The sequence below is a fragment of the Bacillus sp. FSL M7-0791 genome, from assembly GCF_038627085.1.
In the GTDB taxonomy this organism is placed as follows: Bacteria; Bacillota; Bacilli; order Bacillales; family Bacillaceae; genus Bacillus; species Bacillus safensis.
The window spans coordinates 1,309,849-1,331,424 of sequence record NZ_CP152022.1; the positions used below are offsets into that span (position 1 = coordinate 1,309,849).

General features: G+C 40.0%; 26 protein-coding genes. 19 read left to right on the plus strand and 7 right to left on the minus strand.

The window, feature by feature from the left end:
* The first annotated feature begins 139 nt into the window (after window positions 1–139).
* From MHI08_RS06625 to MHI08_RS06635, 3 genes are all read left to right on the plus strand, one after another.
* Window positions 140–679: an RDD family protein gene (locus tag MHI08_RS06625; RefSeq protein ID WP_024424707.1), complete on the plus strand. Its 540-nt coding sequence runs from the start codon at window positions 140–142 to the stop codon at window positions 677–679.
* 125 nt (window positions 680–804) lie between these two features.
* Window positions 805–2,115, plus strand: a complete 1,311-nt coding sequence (locus MHI08_RS06630; RefSeq protein ID WP_024424708.1) for an MFS transporter — start codon at window positions 805–807, stop codon at window positions 2,113–2,115.
* Window positions 2,116–2,188: 73 nt separating this feature from the next.
* Window positions 2,189–3,097: a chemotaxis protein gene (locus MHI08_RS06635; RefSeq protein ID WP_024424709.1), complete on the plus strand. Its 909-nt coding sequence runs from the start codon at window positions 2,189–2,191 to the stop codon at window positions 3,095–3,097.
* Between the two features lie 37 nt (window positions 3,098–3,134).
* On the opposite strand, the gene MHI08_RS06640 is transcribed toward MHI08_RS06635, so the two are convergent.
* Both MHI08_RS06640 and MHI08_RS06645 read right to left on the minus strand, forming a co-directional pair.
* The gene (locus tag MHI08_RS06640; RefSeq protein WP_008356877.1) at window positions 3,135–3,596 is read right to left on the minus strand and encodes a YkyB family protein; all 462 of its coding nucleotides are present in this window, start codon (window positions 3,594–3,596) and stop codon (window positions 3,135–3,137) included.
* A 178-nt stretch (window positions 3,597–3,774) separates the two neighbouring features.
* Window positions 3,775–4,692, minus strand: a complete 918-nt coding sequence (locus MHI08_RS06645; protein ID WP_098676849.1) for an AraC family transcriptional regulator — start codon at window positions 4,690–4,692, stop codon at window positions 3,775–3,777.
* Between the two features lie 113 nt (window positions 4,693–4,805).
* On the opposite strand from MHI08_RS06645, the gene MHI08_RS06650 reads away from it, so the two are divergent.
* Window positions 4,806–5,702 carry an EamA family transporter gene (locus MHI08_RS06650; RefSeq protein ID WP_034623334.1) on the plus strand — a complete coding sequence of 299 codons (897 nt, stop codon included), beginning with the start codon at window positions 4,806–4,808 and terminating at the stop codon, window positions 5,700–5,702.
* A gap of 152 nt (window positions 5,703–5,854) precedes the next feature.
* Here the strand turns inward: MHI08_RS06650 and MHI08_RS06655 are convergent, their stop codons facing one another.
* The 4 genes from MHI08_RS06655 to MHI08_RS06670 form a co-directional block, all read right to left on the minus strand.
* Window positions 5,855–6,070, minus strand: a complete 216-nt coding sequence (locus tag MHI08_RS06655; RefSeq protein ID WP_024424712.1) for a hypothetical protein — start codon at window positions 6,068–6,070, stop codon at window positions 5,855–5,857.
* A 255-nt stretch (window positions 6,071–6,325) separates the two neighbouring features.
* Entirely contained in the window at window positions 6,326–7,603 is a 1,278-nt protein-coding gene (locus tag MHI08_RS06660) for an MFS transporter (RefSeq protein ID WP_024426859.1), read from the minus strand.
* Window positions 7,604–7,676: 73 nt separating this feature from the next.
* Window positions 7,677–8,174 carry a L,D-transpeptidase family protein gene (locus MHI08_RS06665; RefSeq protein ID WP_034623332.1) on the minus strand — a complete coding sequence of 166 codons (498 nt, stop codon included), beginning with the start codon at window positions 8,172–8,174 and terminating at the stop codon, window positions 7,677–7,679.
* A 156-nt stretch (window positions 8,175–8,330) separates the two neighbouring features.
* On the minus strand, window positions 8,331–9,188 hold the full coding sequence (locus tag MHI08_RS06670) for a metallophosphoesterase (protein WP_061109770.1): 858 nt from the start codon (window positions 9,186–9,188) through the stop codon (window positions 8,331–8,333).
* Between the two features lie 138 nt (window positions 9,189–9,326).
* Between MHI08_RS06670 and fadH the strand changes: the two genes are divergently transcribed.
* From fadH to MHI08_RS06745, 15 genes are all read left to right on the plus strand, one after another.
* Window positions 9,327–10,091 carry a 2,4-dienoyl-CoA reductase gene (gene fadH, locus MHI08_RS06675; protein ID WP_024426862.1) on the plus strand — a complete coding sequence of 255 codons (765 nt, stop codon included), beginning with the start codon at window positions 9,327–9,329 and terminating at the stop codon, window positions 10,089–10,091.
* A 64-nt stretch (window positions 10,092–10,155) separates the two neighbouring features.
* Window positions 10,156–11,376, plus strand: coding sequence for an EAL-associated domain-containing protein (locus tag MHI08_RS06680; RefSeq protein WP_024426863.1), 1,221 nt, complete (start codon window positions 10,156–10,158; stop codon window positions 11,374–11,376).
* A 399-nt stretch (window positions 11,377–11,775) separates the two neighbouring features.
* On the plus strand, window positions 11,776–12,672 hold the full coding sequence (locus tag MHI08_RS06685) for a manganese catalase family protein (protein ID WP_024424718.1): 897 nt from the start codon (window positions 11,776–11,778) through the stop codon (window positions 12,670–12,672).
* Between the two features lie 183 nt (window positions 12,673–12,855).
* Entirely contained in the window at window positions 12,856–13,098 is a 243-nt protein-coding gene (locus tag MHI08_RS06690; RefSeq protein WP_003212254.1) for a DUF1797 family protein, read from the plus strand.
* A 146-nt stretch (window positions 13,099–13,244) separates the two neighbouring features.
* Entirely contained in the window at window positions 13,245–13,760 is a 516-nt protein-coding gene (locus tag MHI08_RS06695) for a ribonuclease H-like YkuK family protein (RefSeq protein ID WP_048238789.1), read from the plus strand.
* Window positions 13,761–13,909: 149 nt separating this feature from the next.
* The gene (gene abbA, locus MHI08_RS06700; protein ID WP_003210802.1) at window positions 13,910–14,101 is read left to right on the plus strand and encodes an antirepressor AbbA; all 192 of its coding nucleotides are present in this window, start codon (window positions 13,910–13,912) and stop codon (window positions 14,099–14,101) included.
* A 147-nt stretch (window positions 14,102–14,248) separates the two neighbouring features.
* Entirely contained in the window at window positions 14,249–14,692 is a 444-nt protein-coding gene (gene cbpB / locus MHI08_RS06705) for a cyclic-di-AMP-binding protein CbpB (protein ID WP_024424720.1), read from the plus strand.
* 96 nt (window positions 14,693–14,788) lie between these two features.
* A complete protein-coding gene (locus MHI08_RS06710; RefSeq protein ID WP_024424721.1) occupies window positions 14,789–15,670 on the plus strand; it encodes a LysR family transcriptional regulator in 882 nt (293 codons plus the stop codon).
* 75 nt (window positions 15,671–15,745) lie between these two features.
* On the plus strand, window positions 15,746–16,177 hold the full coding sequence (locus tag MHI08_RS06715; RefSeq protein WP_342500096.1) for a DUF4275 family protein: 432 nt from the start codon (window positions 15,746–15,748) through the stop codon (window positions 16,175–16,177).
* Between the two features lie 161 nt (window positions 16,178–16,338).
* Complete coding sequence (locus MHI08_RS06720; protein ID WP_024426866.1) at window positions 16,339–16,815, plus strand: flavodoxin; 477 nt, start codon at window positions 16,339–16,341, stop codon at window positions 16,813–16,815.
* A complete protein-coding gene (locus MHI08_RS06725; RefSeq protein ID WP_342500097.1) occupies window positions 16,805–17,698 on the plus strand; it encodes an exo-alpha-sialidase in 894 nt (297 codons plus the stop codon). Before MHI08_RS06720 ends, MHI08_RS06725 begins: the two co-directional genes overlap by 11 nt.
* A 49-nt stretch (window positions 17,699–17,747) precedes the next feature.
* Entirely contained in the window at window positions 17,748–18,173 is a 426-nt protein-coding gene (locus tag MHI08_RS06730; RefSeq protein WP_342500188.1) for a flavodoxin, read from the plus strand.
* Window positions 18,174–18,282: 109 nt separating this feature from the next.
* On the plus strand, window positions 18,283–18,993 hold the full coding sequence (dapD, locus tag MHI08_RS06735; protein WP_008347987.1) for a 2,3,4,5-tetrahydropyridine-2,6-dicarboxylate N-acetyltransferase: 711 nt from the start codon (window positions 18,283–18,285) through the stop codon (window positions 18,991–18,993).
* 82 nt (window positions 18,994–19,075) lie between these two features.
* The gene (locus tag MHI08_RS06740) at window positions 19,076–20,206 is read left to right on the plus strand and encodes an N-acetyldiaminopimelate deacetylase (protein WP_120207133.1); all 1,131 of its coding nucleotides are present in this window, start codon (window positions 19,076–19,078) and stop codon (window positions 20,204–20,206) included.
* A 50-nt stretch (window positions 20,207–20,256) separates the two neighbouring features.
* Entirely contained in the window at window positions 20,257–20,499 is a 243-nt protein-coding gene (locus MHI08_RS06745) for a YkuS family protein (protein ID WP_024424725.1), read from the plus strand.
* A gap of 22 nt (window positions 20,500–20,521) precedes the next feature.
* Here the strand turns inward: MHI08_RS06745 and MHI08_RS06750 are convergent, their stop codons facing one another.
* Entirely contained in the window at window positions 20,522–21,331 is an 810-nt protein-coding gene (locus MHI08_RS06750) for a mechanosensitive ion channel family protein (RefSeq protein WP_024424726.1), read from the minus strand.
* Window positions 21,332–21,576: the final 245 nt, after the last annotated feature.

Genomic DNA, 21,576 nt, shown 5'->3' on the forward strand with positions numbered 1-21,576 from the left:
ACATAAATCGCTTAGATCAAACTGATCTAAAATGTATGTAAAAGTGTAAAGCTCCATTGATCTTGCTATATTCATAGGATATAATAACGAATGATTATAAGAAATTTATAGAAAACATACATAATAAAGGAGAAATAGGATGGAAACCAACATAACAGAACCACACATTCAAGAAAAGAAGCATCCTGAGCTAGCAGGTGTAGGCTATCGTTTTCTTGCACACCTTTTGGACGGTATCATTATCGGTGTACCAATTGCATTTATCATGTTTATTTTGGCGTCAGTCTTTTTTATCTCAAGCCCAGAGGCAGCAATGATGATGGATGACGACAGTTATTACTATTCTTCAACCGTCATAACGGATGAGGAGTGGGAAGCTATTATGGGACTGATCTTTTTCTATATAGGGGCAATCTTGATGGGTACCGTGGTGACATGGCTTTATTACGCCATCATGGAATCATCAAAATTGCAAGGAACACTTGGAAAGATGGCTCTCGGCATCAAAGTAACAAAAGTCACAGGCGAAAAGGTCACATTTGGCCGTGCAACTGGCCGCTTCTTTGCAAAAGGCTTTTTGTCTCCGATCTTATATATTGGCTATATCATTGCTTTCTTCACAGAAAAAAAACAAGCACTTCACGATTTGATTGCAAGTACCATTGTTGTGAAGAAATAATGAAAAAAGCACCTCTGCTATATGGTAAGAGGTGCTTTTTTTCATAGATCGCTTGTATGGAAGAGGGAAACAGCACATAAAATAGAATGATAGTGAAAAATGAGGCAGGGAAGGGAGACAATCGATTGAGAACAGGAAAAAAGACCGCACAGAAAAAAGGGGCAGGCTTTGGGCTGTTTTTGACAGCACCTGTGCTGGCCTGGGCGTTGTATGATTTTGCAAATACGATCTTTTCATCAAATATGATCACCATTTTCTTCCCATTTTACTTGCAGGAAACGATCGGAGACAGTGCGAGAATGGACCAGATCGCCAGCACCTTTATTTCTTATGCAAACGCACTAGCCAGCTTTTTTCTCGTCATTTTTACACCTTTATACGGAGTGCTGATTGATCGTACAGGGAAAAAGAAACGCTACATTACGGTGTTTACGTTCATATGTATTGCTTGTACGTTGATGATGGGGATTTTTGCTGGGATTGATTTCTCAAGTGAATGGTTTGGGCTGCCTGTTTCTTTATTAGTCGTGGTTACCTTATTTGTGATCGCAAAGTTTTTTTATCATTCTAGTCTGGTTTTCTATGACACCATTTTGCCCGATCTTGGGACAAAGGAAGAAATCCCGCTTATTTCAGGATTTGGTATCGCCGTTGGTTATTTAGGAACACTTGTCGGTCTCTCTGTTTATTTACTTGTCGGCAATGACCAGTTTCATGAAGCATTTATTCCGACAGCTCTTTTATTCCTTCTCTTTTTTCTACCCTTTCTCTTTTTTGTAAAAGATCCTCATCCGCTGCCTCAGCGAGAGAAAAAGGCGTCTTTTTTCAGCGGGTATAAAGAGATTATTCACACGTTTAAAGAGATGAAAAAGTACAAGCCAGCTTTTATCTTTATGATTGCTTTCTTTTTTATGAATGATGCTTTACAAACAGCGATTGCGATGATGGCTGTTTATGCCAAAATCATCATTGGCTTTACCGCTGGGCAATTTATTTTGCTCTATCTTGTGTCGACCATTTCAAGTATCATTGGCTCCTTTCTGTTTGGATATATCACAAAAGCGATAGGGGCAAAGCGATCGATTACAGTCGTGTATGTCATTTTAATTGTGGCGCTCATTCTGGCTGTGACAGCGGCAACCGAATGGGTCTTCTGGATAGCGGGCAGTTTATTCGGGATTTCACTTGGCGCAAGCTGGGGGGCATCACGAATCTTGATTATTGAACTGACACCGAAGGAAAAGCGAGGACAGTTTTTTGGCCTCTTTGCATTCTCAGGGAAGGTATCTTCCATTATCGGGCCGATCATTTATGGCTCAGTTACCCTGCTGTTTGCAGAGCACGGAAATCTCGCAAGCCGCCTTGCACTAGGGTCTTTGCTCATCCTTGCAGCGATAGGACTTGTGATTCATCAATTCGTTCGAGAGAAAGCGTAAAGAAACGTCAACTTTTTACCTATGCTGCCGATATAAAAAGTACAATCTTATATTGAAGAATAGAGGGATTTCCGTGGCTTTAAACAAACAAGAAATTTTACTTGACTCTGGTACCAATGAATTGGAAATTGTGAAGTTTGAAATTGGTGCAAATCAATTCGGCATTAACGTCATGAAAGTAAGAGAAATCATTCAGCCGGTTGAGGTGACGGTTGTACCGCACTCTCACCAAGATGTAGAAGGGATGATTAGTTTACGAGGCGAGATTTTACCAGTCATCAATCTATTTTCCTTTTTTAATGTCGAGTCAGATCAGTCAGAACAAGAGAAATATATTGTGACTGAATTCAACCAACGGAAATTTGTGTTCCATACAGGAACGGTATCACAAATTCACCGCGTCAGCTGGGAAGAGATTGAGAAGCCGACTGCACTCAATCAAGGGATGGACCGTCATTTAACGGGCATCATTAAGCTTGATGAAAAAATGATTTTCCTTCCAGATTACGAAAAAATCATTTATGATATTGAATCCGCTTCTGGTGTTGATACGTATCATATGTTTGACGGTGAGAAAGACGAGAGAAGAACAGGGAAGAAACTGTATGTCGTTGAAGATTCTCCGCTTCTCATGCGTTTATTAACAAATGAATTAACCGAAGCAGGCTATAAAAACATTGTGACCTTTGAAGATGGCAAACAGGCATATGATCATGTCATGGACCTTGTCAGCAAAGGAATCAGTGTCACAGAAGAAATTGATATGATTATTACGGATATTGAAATGCCTAAAATGGATGGCCACCGGCTCACAAAACTGCTGAAGGACAATCCTTTAACAAATTCCATTCCGATTCTTATTTTCTCTTCGTTAATCACTGAAGATTTGCGTCATAAAGGGGAAACGATCGGGGCAGATGATCAAATCAGTAAACCAGAAATTCATCAGCTGATTGAAAAAGTCGATCATTTTATTATCTAAACGAAAAAACCACTCGGTATGAGTGGTTTTTTTCTGTTTAAAAATAACTTTCCCCGAGACGTTTGAAGACGGGTTTTGTGTAATGTGATTTTTGTTTTGTGGCGGCAGGTTTTTCTTTTAAACCGACATACGTTTGAAGTATTTGCTTTGCTCGGTTTAATGACATATTCGCTTTCGGATTGCGATATGATTGATTTAAATTTCCTAAGTGTGGCAAAAATTCGAAGTCTTCTTTCGTTGGTGGCAGGTGAAAATAATAATCTCCAATTTCAATCAGCACGTCGGACTGTTGTTGACTATACTTGGGATTGTTAGAGAAATGTAGGCCCACTTTTCTTCCTTTACCTTCTTGCAATAGTTTTTGCAGCGCGCGTTTTTTCAAAAGATAAAGAAACTTGGGGTTTGGTGCGGTTTTAGCATGGCGGTTAACAGTATAAATGGCTTTTGCGATGTTTTCTGCTGTAGGTTCTATGTCTTTAGTATGAGCATAATCGTCCATTTTTTCTCTCCTTTGTCTTTCGTCTTCCTGTGCTTAGTATAAATTATACGTTTTTATTAGTAAATTGCAAATAGAGTTATTGTAAAAAGCGATGGGATTCTCATCGCTTGTATTTACAATTGCCATTCATGATAGGTCTAAAACACCTTCTGCATTTTAGCAAACAAGCTATCTGCCATCAGTTTTCCTCTACCTGTTTTATCTGGAGAAGATCCAGCTGTTTTAATTTTCTATATGCTAAAGGTGTCGTATTTTTTATTCTTTTAAACAAATTGATAAAATAGCTTGTGCTGTTGAAGCCTACTTGGTAAGCGATTTCTGTGATAGTGAGATCCGTTTCTTGAAGCAGGATGAGGCTTTGCTGAATTCTATATTCATTTACATAATGCATAGGTGATTTCTTTAAAATGTCTTTGAAGGATCTGCAGCATTCTGACCGGCTAAGCTGTCCTGCACGAGCAATATCTTGGAGAAGGATCTTTTCATGATAATGCTGATGAATCCAATTCAGCATGTGTTTCATCCGTTCGTTTTTATCGTGTTTACGCGCATCATGTTTCATTTGGAAGCCATTTTGTAATAAGCTTTTCCAAATGGTGATGAGCTGAATATTGAGTTCAAGTTCATAATAGACTGGAGTTTCATCAATTAATTGTTGAATGGTTTGAATACATTGATAAATATGTTTAGGCCAGTGATCTTTTTGGTTGAGTAAAATATAAGCTGTCTGGCTCGCATGCATATAAGGATGGACAAAAGTGGTGAATAATTCATTCGCTGTGATGAAGTAGGGAGAGACATTTAAACAAACATAAGTACATGCCGTCCCATTCGCATCTTTTGCCATGTGCAGGCAGCCACTATTGATGAAAATGCCATCTCCTTGCTTTACATATAATGTCTCTTCATTGATATGAAATTCAGCCTCACCCTCTAAAATAAAGACAAATTGAAACTCGTCATGCCAGTGAAGAGGAATATAGCCGCTTCTATGATGGCGAATCTTCGTATGATAAAGAGCAATAGGCCATGCTGTCGTGGAATGCTCCGTTAATTCTTTCAGGTTGTAGTCAATCAGAAAATGATGGTTGTGCATAATTCTCCTCAATATTCTTTTATTTTTATGTTCAATTAATATATCAATATGTAACAAAGTGAACTACTATCAACTATATTATCATGATTTGTTAAGAATTGAGGAGAATGAAAATGAATAGGAGAAAGGGCATTTTACTTGTACTCATAGGCGCCATCTGCTGGGGTGTAGGAGGAACGATTTCACAAAAATTGTTTCAGCAATATGGGATTGATGTCAATTGGCTTGTGACGGTCCGGCTGCTCATCTCAGGGGGATTGCTTTTATTTGTTCATGTGATGACAAAAGAAAAAACACATCTGATGGGTGTGTGGCAAAAGAAGAGGACAGCGATGCAAATCCTTCTATTTGGACTAATGGGGATGCTGGCTGTTCAATATACTTATATGGCATCCATTCAACATGGAAATGCTGCTGTGGCAACGCTGCTGCAGTATACAGCCCCTGTTATGATTATCGTGTATTTGGTCATTCGCAGGCAATCAACCTTCACTAGAAGAGATCTGGTCACAGTGGTATTGGCTTTAGCAGGCATGTTTTTCTTATTGACGAATGGTTCTATTTCAACATTAACCGTTCCATTTGCGGCAGTGATGTGGGGAATATTATCGGCTGTGGCGCTCTCGTTTTATACGTTATATCCAATCAGCCTGTTAAAACAATTCGATTCTCTAGTGGTTGTCGGCTGGGCGATGCTGATAGGAGGAGGCGCCCTTAGCTTGATCCATCCTCCTTGGAAGGTTAATCTCACTCATTTACCTTTTGAAGCGTATGTCTATTTATTATTTGTGGTCATATTTGGAACGATGATCGCTTTTTGGTTTTACATAGAAAGTTTGCAATACTTATCACCAAAAGAGTCGAGCTTAATTGGAAGTGTTGAGCCCCTTGCAGCAGTCGTTACGACAGTTTTCTGGTTAAAAGAGCCATTCGGACTTTTCCAATGGATAGGGACAGCTTGTATTGTCTATATGATTTTATTCTTGGCATTGTATCAGCCGAAAAAATGAGAGGGATGGGTGTTGAACAATAGAAGGAATGATCATAAGAATTGACTGAATGAAATATAAATAAAGTGAACTATTAGTTCATGATAACTACCTATTTATTAAAATGGGTAGTTTCTCAAATGATATTTTTTTATATGATGTAAGCAGATGAATTATTTTGTATGAATAGAATAAGCGCAATAAAAACAACCATTAAAGTCCGTTTCATTTGTCATTTGTTTGGCTTCGCCCATGGCGCTTTCCCCATTCATATGCATGCCAATCAATGTACGGCTTGCAGCATCACCTAAAAATGCACAATCTTCTGTATGTACAACAAACTGTCCCTGTTCATTCTTTGTATGAATAAAATAGTAACTTTTTAGCATTTCCTTCACCTCCAACCTGACTATCCTACTATAAAACGTTTAATGATGTAAAGGAATTTTATTGTGAAAAACAAGAAAAAATGGATCAACAAAACAAAACGAGAGGTGCTAAATGTGGAGGGGGGGAGTAAAGCGAGGTAAATGTGATTTATTTATGGCTTCAAACAGATTCTATGGGCAGAGGAAATGACATGAAGGATGTTTCAGCCATGTAAAAAGGACTTTCCTGAAAAGAAAGTCCTTTTTGCTATTTACTTATTGAACTCCCTGACCCTTTAGTTCACGCTGCACGTCTAAGTCGGCAGCTTCTCTGCTGAACTTTGGCAGTGTAATGAAGTAAAAAAGGAAGACGAGTAAAATAATAAAGCCCATACCGTAATAAATATAAGAAACATTTGTGATGAGTTTTGGAAATAATACAGCAATCAGACCTAATGTCATTGATTGAGCAAACATAGTAAGCGGATCAACCCATCCTGACACACGGCCCATCAGGCGAGGGTGGACGATTCTAGGCAGCCAGCCGCCAATGACAATGTTGACTGGGCCAATGCATGTACCAATGACAAATGATGTGACATAAAACAACCATAATGTATGGGTAGAACCAAGGACAAAAATCAAAATACCTGCGACCAGAATTGGAATCGACATGAGATATTGCATCTTTACCTTCTTAGCGAGGACAGAGCCCATTAAGCTTCCAACGAGCAATCCTGCACCGATCGCAATTGTAAAGAAAGATGTATGCAGCTCAAAATGGTCTGGTGAAAGTCCATATTTCATTGTAAACATCGGAAGAACGGCAAATGCGCCATTGACTAGACCGAAAACAAAAAAGCCAAAAATTAAAGAAGCCAATAATTTATTTTTTAAAATATACAGTATGCCTTCTTTAAAATCTTTCAGAGACGTTTTAATGGTCATGCCTCTCCAGCCAGCTTGTCCATTTGGCTGACGCGCTTCGATTGGAATGTTACATGAACGAATCAGGATGCCTGAAATAATAAAGCTGACTAAATCAATTGTAATGGCACCGTGAAGACCAATCGTTTTATACATAATGGCACCGAGTCCAACGCCAAATACCATAAATAAACTAAACAGCATTTGATTTAAGCCAGCGGCTTTTGCATATTGATCTTTATTTAAAATGGCCTGAACGAGAGAAGCTTCAGCTGGATAGAAGAATTTCGTAATGGCACTTCGAATAAACAAGATCAAGAAAATAAGTGGCAGTGAATTAAAATAAATCACGATGAATAATACAATCGTCAGCCCAGCTCGTATCCAATCACAATTCTCTGCGACTTTTTTACGATCAAACCGGTCTGCGACCACACCGACCATAAAAAAGACAAAGACAGTAGGAAGAGAATACATAAGCTCAGCCAATGTGGCGTATGCGGGCTGATGACTAAAATGGTCGAGCAAATAAAAGGCAAACGCCATATTGCCTACTGTTGTCCCCATTTGCGAAGCAAGTGCCGCAAAAAAGAGACGAACAAAATTTCTGTTTTTAAAAATATCCATAAATACGCTCCTTAACCTGAAGATCCCACTTTATATCATATAAAATTTTAACCATTCGTACAATTGATTTCATCTACTGGCTAATGGTCACAGGTGTTCCGTTTGGAACGAGTGAAGCAAGCTCGATGACATTCTGATTATACATGCGAATGCATCCTCTAGAAACAGCTTTACCAATTGAAGACGGGTTATTCGTACCGTGAATGCCGTAATGAATTTTTGAGAGGCTCAGCCAATAAGCGCCAAAGGGACCTCCTGGGTTTGGCTGTCTGTTGACAATATAATAAGAACCTGTCGGTGTCATATTTAAAATTTTCCCTGTTGCAATCGGATACGAACGAATAAGCTGTGATCCAGAAAACAAAACAAGACGTTTCGTTGAAATCGAAACAAAGATGCGGTAAGGGATCGTATTAGGATCCGGCAAACCAGGAATAATGATGACCTCATTTTGTTCGGGCTCGCGAGCTTGAAGTGACGGATTTGCAGCCTTTAAGGCATCTGTTGTTGTTCGAAAATCAAGTGCTATAGAAGCAAGGGTTTCCCCGCTTTTCACCGTGTATCGAAGCACCAAAGCACACTCCTTTTACTCAAATAAAAGAAGCCGTGATGCCGTCGCTTGACATACTATATGGACGGAATCAGGCCCCGTAAGGTTTCTCCTAACATTTGTCATGAGAAAGATCTTTGATTATACATATGCAGGAGAGGGCGGTTTGGCTTCTATTTATACGCGAGATGTCAAGGTAAAAAAGGTTAACTCGGGTTTGGCTAAAAACCGAAGCGGCAGCCGCGTTGTTCCAAGTCCACGGTTGACATAGATGCGGTGCTGATCACTGCCGTATAAACCTTCTACATATGTACGGCCGTAAGGTGCTGTGAGAATCGGTCCATAGAAAGGCAGCTGCACTTGACCGCCATGCGTATGCCCGGAAAGCTGCAAGTTAATAGGTGTGGTTTTCAGCTCTAATGCGGCATCAGGCTCATGGACGAGCAGTAATGTAAATAAATCAGTTGATACTTCCCGTTTGATCAAATCGTAATCAGGCAGGCTCATCATGAGATCATCCAGTGAAGCAATCTGAATATGCGCATGATCTTTTTCTAATAGAAACACATCATTTTTACATAAAGTAAATCCACAAGCCTCCATTGTTTTCTCATAAAGCTCCACGCCAAATGGTCCGTAGTCATGATTTCCGTAGATGGCAAGCTTACCGAACGGAGCATGAAGCTTATTCAAATAAGCCTTCGCTTTTTCATGCTCTTCAGAGGATGCTTGAAAATCAACGAGATCACCTGTGAACACAATGAGATCTGGAGATGCAGCATTGATTTTCTGGACGATGGCTTCTAGATTCTTCGCAGCGAATGTATCACTCAAATGAACGTCACTAAATTGGGCTATTTTAAACTGGTCAAATGAAGCTGGAAGCTGAGCATCTTGAATGGTCAGTGACACGGTATCGATCATGCGCGGCTCAATGTACCTGGCATATCCATATCCACAACTTGTAGCCAAAAAACCGAGAATACTCGCACCAGCTGCTCCTTTTAAAAATTGTCTGCGGGAAAGCTGCTTCATATAAGCCTCCTTTATAAATAAAATTAAGTATAGCATCATATTTGGATAATCTCCCATATGGTGCACCGAGGGTCAATCATGATATGATAGACAATAATGAATGAATAGTCATTCAAATGACACAGAGGGGGAGAACAAATGACGAAACAAACAGTGATTGTCACAGGGGGATCAAGCGGTATGGGGAAGGCGATGGCTGCTCATTTGGCAGCTGAAGGCTGGAATGTCGTGATTACTGGTAGAACGGAAGAGACGCTGGAAAAAACGGCAAAAGAAATGAAGCAGAAGGGCGGATCGGTCGCTTATTTCCAAATGGATGTACGAAACCCAGAGGATGCTGACCAAATGGTCAAGTTTGCAGTGGATACATTTGGTGATGTCGATGCCCTCATTAACAACGCAGCAGGAAATTTTTTAGTGCCAGCAGAAAAACTGTCTCCTAACGGCTGGAAGGCTGTCATTGATATTGTGTTAAATGGTACATTTTTTTGCAGCCATGCAGTGGGGAATTACTGGATTCGTCAAAAGAAAAGGGGAAGTATGATTAACATGGTGGCCACCTATGCATGGGGTGCTGGTGTAGGCGTGGCGCATTCGGCGGCAGCAAAGGCCGGTGTGTTGTCTCTCACTCGAACGCTTGCTGTGGAATGGGGGAAGCAATATCGAATTCGCGTCAATGCGATCGCACCAGGTCCAATTGAGAGAACAGGCGGAGCAGATAAACTATGGGAATCTGAAGAGGCAGCGCAAAGAACATTAGATAGTGTTCCTCTTGGCAGACTGGGCACACCTGAGGAAATTGCAGCGCTTGCGAGCTTTTTATTGTCTGAGCATGCGTCTTATATAAATGGAGATTGTATCACGATGGATGGGGGACAATGGCTCAACCAATCACCATTTTGATTGACGATGTAAGACCTGCTTTTGATGTGGTATAATCACACAAAGAGAGAAGCAGGTGATGAAAATGGTCGATCCATTGGATATTTTAACGAATATTGAAGATGTTTTCCCGCACTATCAAGCAATATTCAGTGCGGAAGAGCAAAAAGTGATAGGCTATGAGATTCTAGGAAGAATGAAGCTTGAGTCAGAAACGGTCAGCCTAGGCTCCTTCTTTACGGATTCATCTATTCCTGACGAATATAAATTGGAAGTAGATCACAAAGTATTGACTCAAGCACTTGATCTCTTCACAACTGCAGATGACGATTTGCTCATTTTTATTAATCATGATGCCAATATCCTCATGCTGGATCATGGAGAAAGCTTTTTAGAACTTTTAAAGGAATATGAAGCACGGGGCATTCAGCTTAACCGGTTTGTTATTGAGTTTGCAGAGCATACGTTTAGCGGCGACATTGAACAGCTATACCATACGTTAACGTATTATCGTACATATGGGATTAAAATCGCCGTCTCAAATATAGGAAAAGAAAGCAGTAATCTGGACCGGATTGCCTTGCTTTCACCTGATTTATTAAAAATAGATTTACAGGCATTAAAGGCATCGGCTCCATCTCCTTCCTATGAATATGTCTTGTACAGCATTTCATTGCTTGCAAGAAAAATAGGAGCAGCCTTAATTTATGAGGATATTGAAGCAAATTTCCAGCTGCAGTATGCTTGGAGAAATGGCGGGAGATATTTTCAAGGGTTCTATCTTCATGAGCCTGCAGGAGAATTAATCGACCGAAGCCACCGAAAAGATCAGCTTAGAGAAGAATTCCAGCAATTTATTGCTCATGAGAAAAAGAAGCTGCAAGCGGTCTACGAACATTCTGAAACATTCTATAAACGAATTCATCAAGCTGTTACGACTTTAAAGAAATCGTGCAGCACAAATGATGAGCTCATTCAAAAGCTGGCACTCGAACTAACAGATTGCAGCTTCCGAATTTATATGTGTAATGAAGAAGGCTTTCAAATCACTGGAAATGTGTTCAAAAAAGAAGAAGAATGGCTGTTTCAGCCGGAGTATATCGAAAAAAACTGGAGCTGGCGTCCTTATTTCCTAGCAAATATTCTTCAAATGAGAATTAGCGGAAAAGGATTTTTCAGCGATATTTACAGTGATTTAGAAACCGGTGAGAGGATACGTACGTTTTCTTATCCTTTAGAGGGAGATATGTATTTGTTTATAGACCTTCCGTATGCTTATTTATATGAGCAAGATGGATTAATTTGAAGATGCGGCGTGAAGGCAAACCCTCTCATTCGTTGTCAGTCCTATGTGCCAGTGCTCACGAATGTATAATTCGCTCCGCTCCGGTACTCGTCCTTCCTAGTCTTCAAAAGTTTTCTATCACACTGAAATGTAAACAAAAGGCAGCCTTGAAGGCTGCTTTTTTTGATAGAAAAAAGAAATAAAAAATGGTTGACAATGAAACTGATAATCATTATCATTTAGTTATAGAGAGAAGCTACTCTCTGTTCCCCAACCCCTCTATCAGATCAAGATCCAAAAAACTTGGCGCTACCCCCGCCAAGTTTTTTTTGTGCTTCAATCTTTCCCTTCATGCATAGGACAGCCCAAACCTTCCATACATCTTAAGTGATGATAGTTAGACGGTAGGAGGGAAACATCATGATCAAACGTGACACGCGGCTGCTCATTGATTTGCCAAGGCCAGATCACCCAGATGCAAATGGTGCCGCTGCTGTGCAAGAATTACTCGGCGGAAAATTCGGTGAAATGTCCACATTAAATAATTACATGTTTCAATCCTTTAACTTTAGAGGAAAACGAAAACTTAAACCGTTTTATGACCTCGTATCCAGTATTACGGCTGAAGAATTCGGTCATGTTGAGCTTGTAACCACAGCCATCAATCTCATGATTACAGGAACCACCCATGGCGGAGACCCAGATACGACGCCGATGAAGGCAGCTGTCGATAAGCGAAATACACAGCATTTTATTCAAACAGCCCAAACAGGCTATCCGTTTGATTCAATGGCAAAACCTTGGACCGGAGAGAATGTGTTCTCAAGTGGCAACCTCATTCTTGATCTTCTCCATAATTTCTTTCTTGAATGCGGAGCACGTACGCACAAAATGCGCGTATATGAAATGACGGACCATCCTACAGCAAGAGAGATGATCGGTTATTTACTTGTCAGGGGCGGCGTGCATATTGTGGCATATGCAAAGGCACTTGAAGTTGCTACAGGAGTAGATGTGGGGAAGATGCTGCCAATCCCAAACCTCGACAACAAATACTTTGACTCAGCGAGAAAATTTGAAGATCAGAATGTTCATACAAAGCTCTATACATTTAGTGATACGGATTACAAGGATATTAATAAAATTTGGAAAGGGAGCCATCCGATTGATGGAAAGCCGCTGACAGTCATTGAGGGCACCCCGCAAGGTGCACCTGTGCCAGATTATAGAGAATTACCGGAAGAGTTTGCTCCAGGCATTTCAAAAGAGGATTTTGATGAAATTGCGAAACGGCTGATGAGATCTGCTGGTTTATAAAATCATGGTGTATGAGATGAGAAAAAAGACTCAAACTAAAAAAACAGATTCTTTTTCTTTTTTTGAATTCAAGAGGAAAAATATCATCTGAGAACACTTTATGGTATGATGCTTTGTAGGACTTGTGTATAATCAATACGGGTTCATCTTGAGTTGTTTTTTTGAAAGGAGTCTTTTTTTAGAATGTCACAATTAATGGGTATCATTACAAGGCTGCAAAGTCTTCAAGAGACAGCAGAAGCTGCAAACGAGCCGGCACAGCGTTATTTCGAAGTGAACGGTGAGAAAATCTGTAGTGTTAAGTATTTCGAAAAGAATCAAACGTTTGAATTGACTGTTTTTCAACAAGGGGATAAGCCAAATACTTTCCCATTTGACAACATTGATATGATTTCGATTGAGATTTTTGAGCTTCTACAATCCTAAGCTGAATTGTATGAAATGTTTTTTCTGAGGATTCCTTCGTTTATTGCGGCAGCATACATGGATCATCATAGATGATATGTACAAATGGAAGATGATCAATCAGCGCATTTTTCGGATAAGAGACCATTAAAAAGGAGTTCCTTTCTGTGAGTGATTCTTTTTTCTACAATCTTTCTGAAGACTATTTAGCGTTTTCTGATGTCGTCATGAGAATGAAAGACTTTATACGAAAAGACCCTAGATCCGCCTATGTGTTATCAATTGGTACGGACTCTCAGGTCAATCAAAATGTCACAACATTTATGACTGCAATTCATCTCCACCGGATTGGCAAAGGAGCATGGGGCTGTCTCACACAACAAGTGATCAAGAGGCCTGTGCAAAGTCTTAGAGAAAAAATTTCATTAGAGACAGCGTTTAGCCAAAAGGTATGTGCAGACATCCTTGAGGGGCCTTTAACAGAACTGATGGATTTGCTTCTTCCGTTTGCTGAGGAAGGGGCAGACCTTCGTTTTGAAGCCCATCTGGATATTGGCAAAAAAGGAAGTACGAAAGAGCTGATTCAGGAAATGACCGGAATGATCACAGCTATGGGAATTGAAGCAAAAATAAAACCCGACTCATATGCAGCATTTTGCTATGCCAATCGATACACAAAATAAATTCCGTCATTTTTCTCCAAACCTTGTCGAAACGTGCGGTTGACGATTCGATTCTAGTTCCTTATTCTAGCTGTATAGAGAGGAAGCAGACATTCAAAAGCCTGCTAATCAATATAAAAGCATATATGAAACAGGGGGCCTGATGTTGAATGAGCGTCATCGAAAATCGTTTTAATGAAGAAGAGAAAAAGCTATTATTAAACGTATTGCTGAATCAGGAATATGCTGTCGAATTACTAAGCAGTGAGATCAATGATATAGAATGTGGAACAAAAAATGTCGACGACAATACGTATAAGCAATTGATCACATTGTATGACAGAGTAAGGTTTGAGAATTAATATTGGTTTAACATTCTATTAGATACTCGGGGGCTGAGTATCTTTTTTATGCAGAAAAAAATCTTTCGACAAAATTCGTTTTAGTTTATGCTTAATCGTAATGGGGAATGTATGATTGATGATTGAGAGAAAAGGGGTCGAAGAAACATGATAGAGATAGAACCGACTCAATTGCTTGAGTCCACAGTAGCCGAGCATATGATTGATGCAGATAAAGTCGCACATGTTCAAATTGGAAATAACCTTGAGCATGCCCTATTGGTTCTAACAAAAACAGGATATACAGCTATACCGGTATTAGACGCTTCTTATCATTTACACGGGTTAATTGGAACGAATATGATTATGGATAAAATCTTCGGTTTAGAACGAATCGAATTCGAGAAGCTCGATCAGTTGAAGGTTGAAGAAGTCATGCTGAAGGATATTCCGAGACTTAAAACAACAGATCCTGTACTAAAAGGCGTTCACGCTGTGACGAATAATGGATTTGTTTGTGTAGAAAATGAGGAGCAGGTCTTTGAAGGCATTTTTACTCGACGAGTTGTATTAAAGCGCTTAAATGAGGTCATTCATTCCGCAAAAAAATGAGCTGCAGCCCAGCTTATTTTTTTTGCCTTCATAAGTTAAAATTTATATAATGAGCATATAAAATAAGAAAAACTTATAGAGAGAAAGGGGACGTCCATGCAGCTTCAGGAGTTACATATGCTTGTTGTGCTAAGTGAAGAATTGAATATGAGAAAGGCTTCAGAGCGGCTCTTTGTCTCTCAGCCTGCATTATCTCAAAGATTGCAGACGATCGAAAAGGAATGGGGAACCAAAATCTTTTTTCGTTCACAAAAGGGGCTGACTGTGACCTCGGCAGGTGAACAGATTATTCAATTTGCAAAAGAGGTGACGGTTGAACAGGATCGAGTGAGAGAGCGAATTGATGAACTTGAGGGTGATATTCACGGTACACTCAAGCTTGCGGTGGCGTCGATTATTGGACAGCACTGGCTGCCAAAGGTGTTAAAACGGTATGTTGAAAAATATCCAAATGCCAAAGTATCACTCGTTACTGGCTGGAGCAGTGAAATGCTCAAAAGCTTGTATGAAGATCACGTGCACATAGGAATCATTCGCGGTAACCCTGATTGGAAGGGGACAAAGGAATACTTGATGACAGATCATTTATATTTAGTCGATTCCGTGATCAAGGACGTAGATGAATTAATCAAGACAGAGCGGCCATTTATCCAATTTAAAAGCGACAGCACGTATTATCAGGAAATCCAGCACTGGTGGCACCAAAAGTTTAAAGTGTCTCCAAAGCAGACGATTTTAGTAGACCAAATTGAAACATGTAAACAAATGGCCTACCACGGCATCGGTTACGCCATTTTGCCTTCTGTTACCTTATATGACCACGAAAAAAGTGTTTATAAAACACCGCTTGTTGATGTGAACGGAGAGCAAATTGGCCGTGACACATGGCTGCTAGGCTATGAAGCGTCTTTTCAGTTAAAACAGGTGCAAGCTTTTGTCGGTGTGGTTAAAGAAATGCTTGAGAATGATGCCGTGTAAGTACCTTCTTGGAAGAAAGAAGGTGCTTTTTTTAAGACCTTCGACTTCATACACTATTGAGGAGCGATTTCACAAATGAGAAACAAACAGTTGATCAAAATCAACAAACCGAAATGGGGACATGATTTACGCGCGAGATGGCGTGAACGTTTTGCTCGTCATCTGTCAATCAAGGAACAAAAAGAGGCGGCAATAGATGACTTTCTATGGCATTTATGCAGCTCAGGAATGGTTACATGCCTTGAAAAAGATGAAGCGATTGACGCATTTCTTAAACAACCAAAGTACAAATGTACTGTTTTTTATCAATTTGTGAACGAGGCGTATCTGTTTGAAAATGCCAGCTCACTTTCAATTAATGATTTACCATATCAATCTAATGATATGGATTATAACGATATGTATGTGATGGATTGGAATGAAAAATGGACATTTGTGATGACGCATGAAACGGACTATGGTCCATATTTTATTCAAATAGATAAAACGAGGATCCTTTCGACATAAAAAAAACCCGCCTTCCAGTTGGAATGAGCGGGTTTTTTATTTGGTTATGCTGATCTTGATCAATGTCTTTTCATAAAACATTTGACAATGAAAATCATTATCATTTAAAGTGTACATATAATAATTGAAAATGATTATCATTTAGATGAGGTGACCGATAGATGAAAGCACTAATTGCATTTGCGAGTATGTCTGGAAATACGGAAGATATGGCAGCGATCTTAAAGCAAACACTTGAAGGAAAAGGGATCGATACAGAGATGATGGAATTTGATGATACGAATGCAGAAGACCTTTCCTCATACGATTACGTATTCATTGGTTCTTATACATGGGGTGATGGAGATTTGCCTTATGAAGCAGAGGATTTTTATGAAGAGGTCTCTACTCTTGAACTTAGCCACATCAAAGCAGCTGTCTTTGGATCGGGTGATTACAGCTATCCGAAGTTTTGCGAGGCTGTCCATACATTCCATGACATGCTGAAATCAACGGGTGCATCTGTTTTTCCTGAAACATTAAAAATGGAGCTTGCACCGGATACAGATGAAGATGTGGCGTGCTGTCAGGAATTTGCTGCGAGCTTTTTAACGTGGGCTGCTTTATCTGAGAAACGAGTTGAAAATCATGTTTCATAAAGGAGCAACAGCCGTTGCAGCATCTAAAAGCGGTGGATACTTTGTTGCTGTAAAACGTGAAGGTATTTTTCACTATAGTGTGGAGAGCGGATGGCAGCAGCTGTTTAAGCTCAAGCATAAAATCCATGCGATCAGCTATATTGGCCCTTATTTATTCGGTGTTGGTGAAAATGGCACAGTAATTAGATCAGGAGATGAAGGCAACACATGGGCGTTATCTTCATTCCCAACAAATGCAGTCGTTTGGTCTATTACAGGACGCAAAGATGGGTTTGTATGTGCGCATGGAAAACATAGTATCTATGTGTCAAATGATTTCGGAATTTCCTGGGAAATTATGAAGCCATTTGCTCATGTGAATCATCCGCCGGTCATTCGTTCTTTATGTGCTGCAGGTGACCATCTTTATATTGGCACACAGATTCATGAGGTTCACGGAGGAATATGGGTGTATGACTTGCAAAGAGAACATATTTTTCTTCTAAACAGAGAGGAGCACCGCATGACAGCTTCTATGCTGCTCTGTCATGAACATCTTCTTGTTTGTGCGTTAGGTTCAAAAAAAGGCAAAAAAGGATCTGTTCAAATATTAGATTTACATACAAATATTTTGCATGATATTCAATCACAGGCCTTTGCTAGAGAAGAATCATTTTTGGATGTGTCAGAGGATAATGGCATTGTGTATGTGACCACCTCACAAGACGAACACGGATTTTCTAAAGTGTATCAGCTTGATATTGAGCAAAAAGAGCTCAAATGGTTTGATACGATCAAAGGACATGGTTTTCGTGTAGCCAATCAAAACGAAAACTTTTTCTGTGCGGGTTTATATGAAAGTAAGTTTGTCAAGCCATATGAGGAGCCTGCATTGATTCATTGATAAGGAGGAAGAAAAAGTGACAGAAAAGGTTTTATTGGTATATGCCACGATGTCTGGAAATACAGAAGCGATGGCAGATTTAATTGAAAAAGGTATAACGGAAGCAGGAGCCAGCGTAGACCGGCATGAAGCGATGGATATTGATGCCGAGCTGCTCAATGATTACTCGCACATTATGTTAGGTGCGTATACATGGGGAGAAGGCGATCTTCCGGATGATTTTATTGATTTATATGAAGAAATGGAAGAGCTTGATTTAACGGGAAAAGCATTTGCAGTATTTGGTTCTGGCGATACATCTTACGAACATTTTTGCGGAGCTGTTGACCTAATTGAAGAAAAAGTGAAGGAGCTTGGCGGTGACATTGTCCTGCCCTCAGTTAAGATTGAGCTGAATCCAGAAGGGGAGGAAGAAGACGAATTAATATCTTTTGGCAGACAATTTGTTCAGCTTCACCAGCAAGAAGCGGGATAATCGGTCCCGCTTGTTTTATTTTCCATTGCGGAGATGACTCTTTCACTTGTCATTAAAACACTCCTTTGGTACAGTAATGAAGTATAAATTAAGAGGAGGACATACATACATGAAACAAATGGACGCTAATGAAATTATTTCATTTATTCAAAATAGTACAAAATCAACACCTGTCAAAGTCTATATAAAAGGTGACTTAGAAGGTATTGAGTTTGGTGAACATGCAAAAACATTCATCACAGGAAACACTGGAGTTGTTTTCGGTGAGTGGAGCGAAATTCAAGAAGCGCTAGCATCTAACAAAGATAAAATTGAAGATGTTGTTGTGGAAAATGACCGCCGCAACTCTGCAATTCCGATGTTAGATTTGAAAAACATTAAAGCCCGTATTGAGCCAGGGGCAATCATTCGTGACCAAGTTGAAATCGGTGATAATGCAGTCATTATGATGGGTGCTTCTATTAATATCGGTTCTGTGATCGGCGAAGGTACGATGATTGACATGAACGTGGTGCTTGGAGGCCGTGCGACAGTAGGTAAGAACTGTCATATCGGTGCTGGATCTGTTCTTGCAGGTGTCATTGAGCCGCCGTCTGCTAAACCAGTTGTTGTAGAAGATGACGTTGTCATCGGTGCGAACGCTGTTGTTCTAGAAGGCGTGACAATTGGTAAAGGTGCAGTAGTAGCTGCTGGTGCAATCGTTGTAAACGATGTAGAGCCTTACACAGTTGTAGCAGGTACACCTGCTAAGAAAATCAAAGACATTGATGAGAAAACAAAAGGTAAGACTGAAATCAAACAAGAACTGCGTCAGCTTTAATTCATATAATTCGCAGCTGAAGACAAAGACGTGGATGAGATATCCACGTCTTATTCGTATAGAAGAAAGGAAGTGAGTTCACTTGTTAAATCGTGAGCAATTAATATCCATTCGAAGAGATTTACACCAAATCCCTGAGCTTGGTTTCCAAGAATTTAAAACACAAGCGTATCTCATTCAGCACCTTAATACCTATTCAAAAGATCGAGTTGAGATTGAAACGTGGCGAACTGGGCTTTTTGTGAAAGTGAAGGGAACAAATCCAACGCGCGTATTTGCTTATCGTGCAGACATGGACGGTCTGTCTATTCCTGAGGAAACAGGGTATCCATTTGAATCTGTGCATGAAGGAAAGATGCATGCATGTGGACATGACCTTCATATGACCATTGCACTTGGTATCATTGATCATTTCGTCCATGAACCGATCAAAGAAGACGTATTATTTATCTTCCAGCCGGCAGAAGAAGGTCCAGGCGGAGCTGAACCGATGCTTGCAAGTGATGTATTGAAAAAATGGACGCCAGATTTTATTACAGCGCTGCATATCGCACCTGAATATCCTGTTGGAACAATTGCTACGAAGCCTGGTTTGTTATTTGCCAATACGAGTGAGCTTGTGATTGAGCTTGAAGGAAAAGGCGGACACGCTGCATATCCTCATTTAGCCAATGATATGGTTGTTGCTGCAAGTGCACTTGTAGGTCAGCTGCAATCGGTTATTTCGCGTAATGTCGACCCCCTTGATAGTGCGGTCATTACAGTCGGTACAATTACCGGTGGAACGGCTCAAAATATTATTGCGCAGCATGCAAAGCTTGACGGTACCATTCGCACATTATCCCCAGAGTCTATGGACAAGGTGAGAAAGAGAATTGAAGCATTGGCAAAAGGCATTGAAATTGGCTACGAATGCAAGGCAACCGTTCGATATCCTTCATCTTATTACGAAGTGGACAATTCAAAGGATTTGACTGAGGAATTTATGTCATATGTAGCCGAAGAAGGGCTAGCAAATGTGATTGAATGCAGAGAAGCCATGACAGGAGAAGATTTTGGGTACATGCTGAAAAAGTATCCCGGCTTCATGTTTTGGTTAGGGGTCGATTCAGAATACGGCCTGCACCATGCAAAGCTCCAGCCTGATGAAAACGCGATTGAAACAGCTGTGAATGTCATGACGGCTTATTTTAAAAAGCAAGCTGGCGAATGAATAATCGAGCTACATCCTGTACACCTTATGAACAGGAGGTGTTCTTGATTATGACAAGAATTGGTGTAGAACAATCTTTATCCGATGTAGAAGAACTATTGAAGCAAAAAGGGTATGATGTCGTACGTATTCAAAATGAACAGCAAATGGATCAGTGTGACTGTTATGTCGTCACAGGACTAGATTCAAATGTTCTTGGCATTTCAGACACAACAACAAAGGCATCTGTTATTACAGCATCAGGTATGACGGCTGATGAAATTTGTCAAGAAGTAGAACAGCGTGTTCAATAAAACAAAAAAAAGAACCGGTAGATTATGATCCCGGTTCTTTTTGCTCTTTTTCTATATCGAGTACTTCTTTCATTTTTTTGCGCAAGATTCGTTCCACTCGCCATTGCTCCATTGTTTCAGTTTTCGCTATGATGCGCAGCACAAGGGAAGAGGAACCGAACGCCTCTACGCCGACAACTTGAGGACCTTCGATAATTTGCGGAGTTTCCTCCCGCACTTCATCACAGGCAGCTTGGAGGGCTGTGATCATCTGATCCACATTTTCATCCGGTGACAGCTCAATATCAACGAGTGCCTGCATCGTCCCTCTTGAATGATTGCTCACATTCAGTATGCTGCGATTTGGAATGAAATGAAGGGTGCCGTCAAAGCTTCGAAGCTGCGTGGTTCTTAGGCCAATTTGTTCGACAATCCCATCAAAGCCCGCGACCGTTATATATTCTCCTACATCAAATTGTTTTTCCAATAATATAAAGAATCCGGTCACAATATCACTCACTAACCCTTGAGCGCCAAAACCGATCGCAAGTCCCACAACGCCCGCACCTGCCAGCAAAGCGGTCGGGTTATAATGAAATAAGTCGAGGATCATCACAACTAGAATAAAAATCAATAAGTAGGCGAAAATATTTAACGTCAAACTTTGCAGTGTCTGAGCTCTTGATAAAGAGACTTCATGCTTTTCAGCGAATGTTGAATAGGCGCGCTTAATCATCTTGTTTCCTATGGCTCTGATGATAAAGTAAATGGCAAAAATGGCGACTAGTTTTAGCAAAATCATACTGCTATTGAGGATAATGGAAACCCAATCTACTTGTTGAAATGCTCTCATAATCTTCAAAACCTTTCTATGTATGCTCTAAAAGAGAAGCTAATCATTTGTTCCCTTATGCAAGTCATGTTAAACTTTTGATAAGTAGAGCAGGAATTGTGACAAATCGTTAATTAAATTTATTATTAATTAATATTGACTAAAAATCGCATAAGTATTATAATTGTAATTGTGAAGTTATTAACTAAATGAGAATTTTAAGTTTTGATTCTCATTTTATATACAGCTAAGAAGACTGTATAAAG

Excerpts from the sequence above, each read along its gene's own strand:
- MHI08_RS06625 (WP_024424707.1), top strand. The coding sequence starts at position 140 with ATGGAAACCAACATAACAGAACCACACATTCAAGAAAAGAAGCATCCT.
- MHI08_RS06640 (WP_008356877.1), bottom strand. The coding sequence starts at position 3,596 with ATGGACGATTATGCTCATACTAAAGACATAGAACCTACAGCAGAAAAC.
- MHI08_RS06645 (WP_098676849.1), bottom strand. The coding sequence starts at position 4,692 with ATGCACAACCATCATTTTCTGATTGACTACAACCTGAAAGAATTAACG.
- MHI08_RS06650 (WP_034623334.1), top strand. The coding sequence starts at position 4,806 with ATGAATAGGAGAAAGGGCATTTTACTTGTACTCATAGGCGCCATCTGC.
- MHI08_RS06655 (WP_024424712.1), bottom strand. The coding sequence starts at position 6,070 with ATGCTAAAAAGTTACTATTTTATTCATACAAAGAATGAACAGGGACAG.
- MHI08_RS06660 (WP_024426859.1), bottom strand. The coding sequence starts at position 7,603 with ATGGATATTTTTAAAAACAGAAATTTTGTTCGTCTCTTTTTTGCGGCA.
- MHI08_RS06670 (WP_061109770.1), bottom strand. The coding sequence starts at position 9,188 with ATGAAGCAGCTTTCCCGCAGACAATTTTTAAAAGGAGCAGCTGGTGCG.
- fadH (WP_024426862.1), top strand. The coding sequence starts at position 9,327 with ATGACGAAACAAACAGTGATTGTCACAGGGGGATCAAGCGGTATGGGG.
- MHI08_RS06680 (WP_024426863.1), top strand. The coding sequence starts at position 10,156 with ATGGTCGATCCATTGGATATTTTAACGAATATTGAAGATGTTTTCCCG.
- MHI08_RS06685 (WP_024424718.1), top strand. The coding sequence starts at position 11,776 with ATGATCAAACGTGACACGCGGCTGCTCATTGATTTGCCAAGGCCAGAT.
- MHI08_RS06690 (WP_003212254.1), top strand. The coding sequence starts at position 12,856 with ATGTCACAATTAATGGGTATCATTACAAGGCTGCAAAGTCTTCAAGAG.
- abbA (WP_003210802.1), top strand. The coding sequence starts at position 13,910 with ATGAGCGTCATCGAAAATCGTTTTAATGAAGAAGAGAAAAAGCTATTA.
- cbpB (WP_024424720.1), top strand. The coding sequence starts at position 14,249 with ATGATAGAGATAGAACCGACTCAATTGCTTGAGTCCACAGTAGCCGAG.
- MHI08_RS06710 (WP_024424721.1), top strand. The coding sequence starts at position 14,789 with ATGCAGCTTCAGGAGTTACATATGCTTGTTGTGCTAAGTGAAGAATTG.
- MHI08_RS06715 (WP_342500096.1), top strand. The coding sequence starts at position 15,746 with ATGAGAAACAAACAGTTGATCAAAATCAACAAACCGAAATGGGGACAT.
- MHI08_RS06720 (WP_024426866.1), top strand. The coding sequence starts at position 16,339 with ATGAAAGCACTAATTGCATTTGCGAGTATGTCTGGAAATACGGAAGAT.
- MHI08_RS06725 (WP_342500097.1), top strand. The coding sequence starts at position 16,805 with ATGTTTCATAAAGGAGCAACAGCCGTTGCAGCATCTAAAAGCGGTGGA.
- MHI08_RS06730 (WP_342500188.1), top strand. The coding sequence starts at position 17,748 with ATGTCTGGAAATACAGAAGCGATGGCAGATTTAATTGAAAAAGGTATA.
- dapD (WP_008347987.1), top strand. The coding sequence starts at position 18,283 with ATGAAACAAATGGACGCTAATGAAATTATTTCATTTATTCAAAATAGT.
- MHI08_RS06745 (WP_024424725.1), top strand. The coding sequence starts at position 20,257 with ATGACAAGAATTGGTGTAGAACAATCTTTATCCGATGTAGAAGAACTA.
- MHI08_RS06750 (WP_024424726.1), bottom strand. The coding sequence starts at position 21,331 with ATGAGAGCATTTCAACAAGTAGATTGGGTTTCCATTATCCTCAATAGC.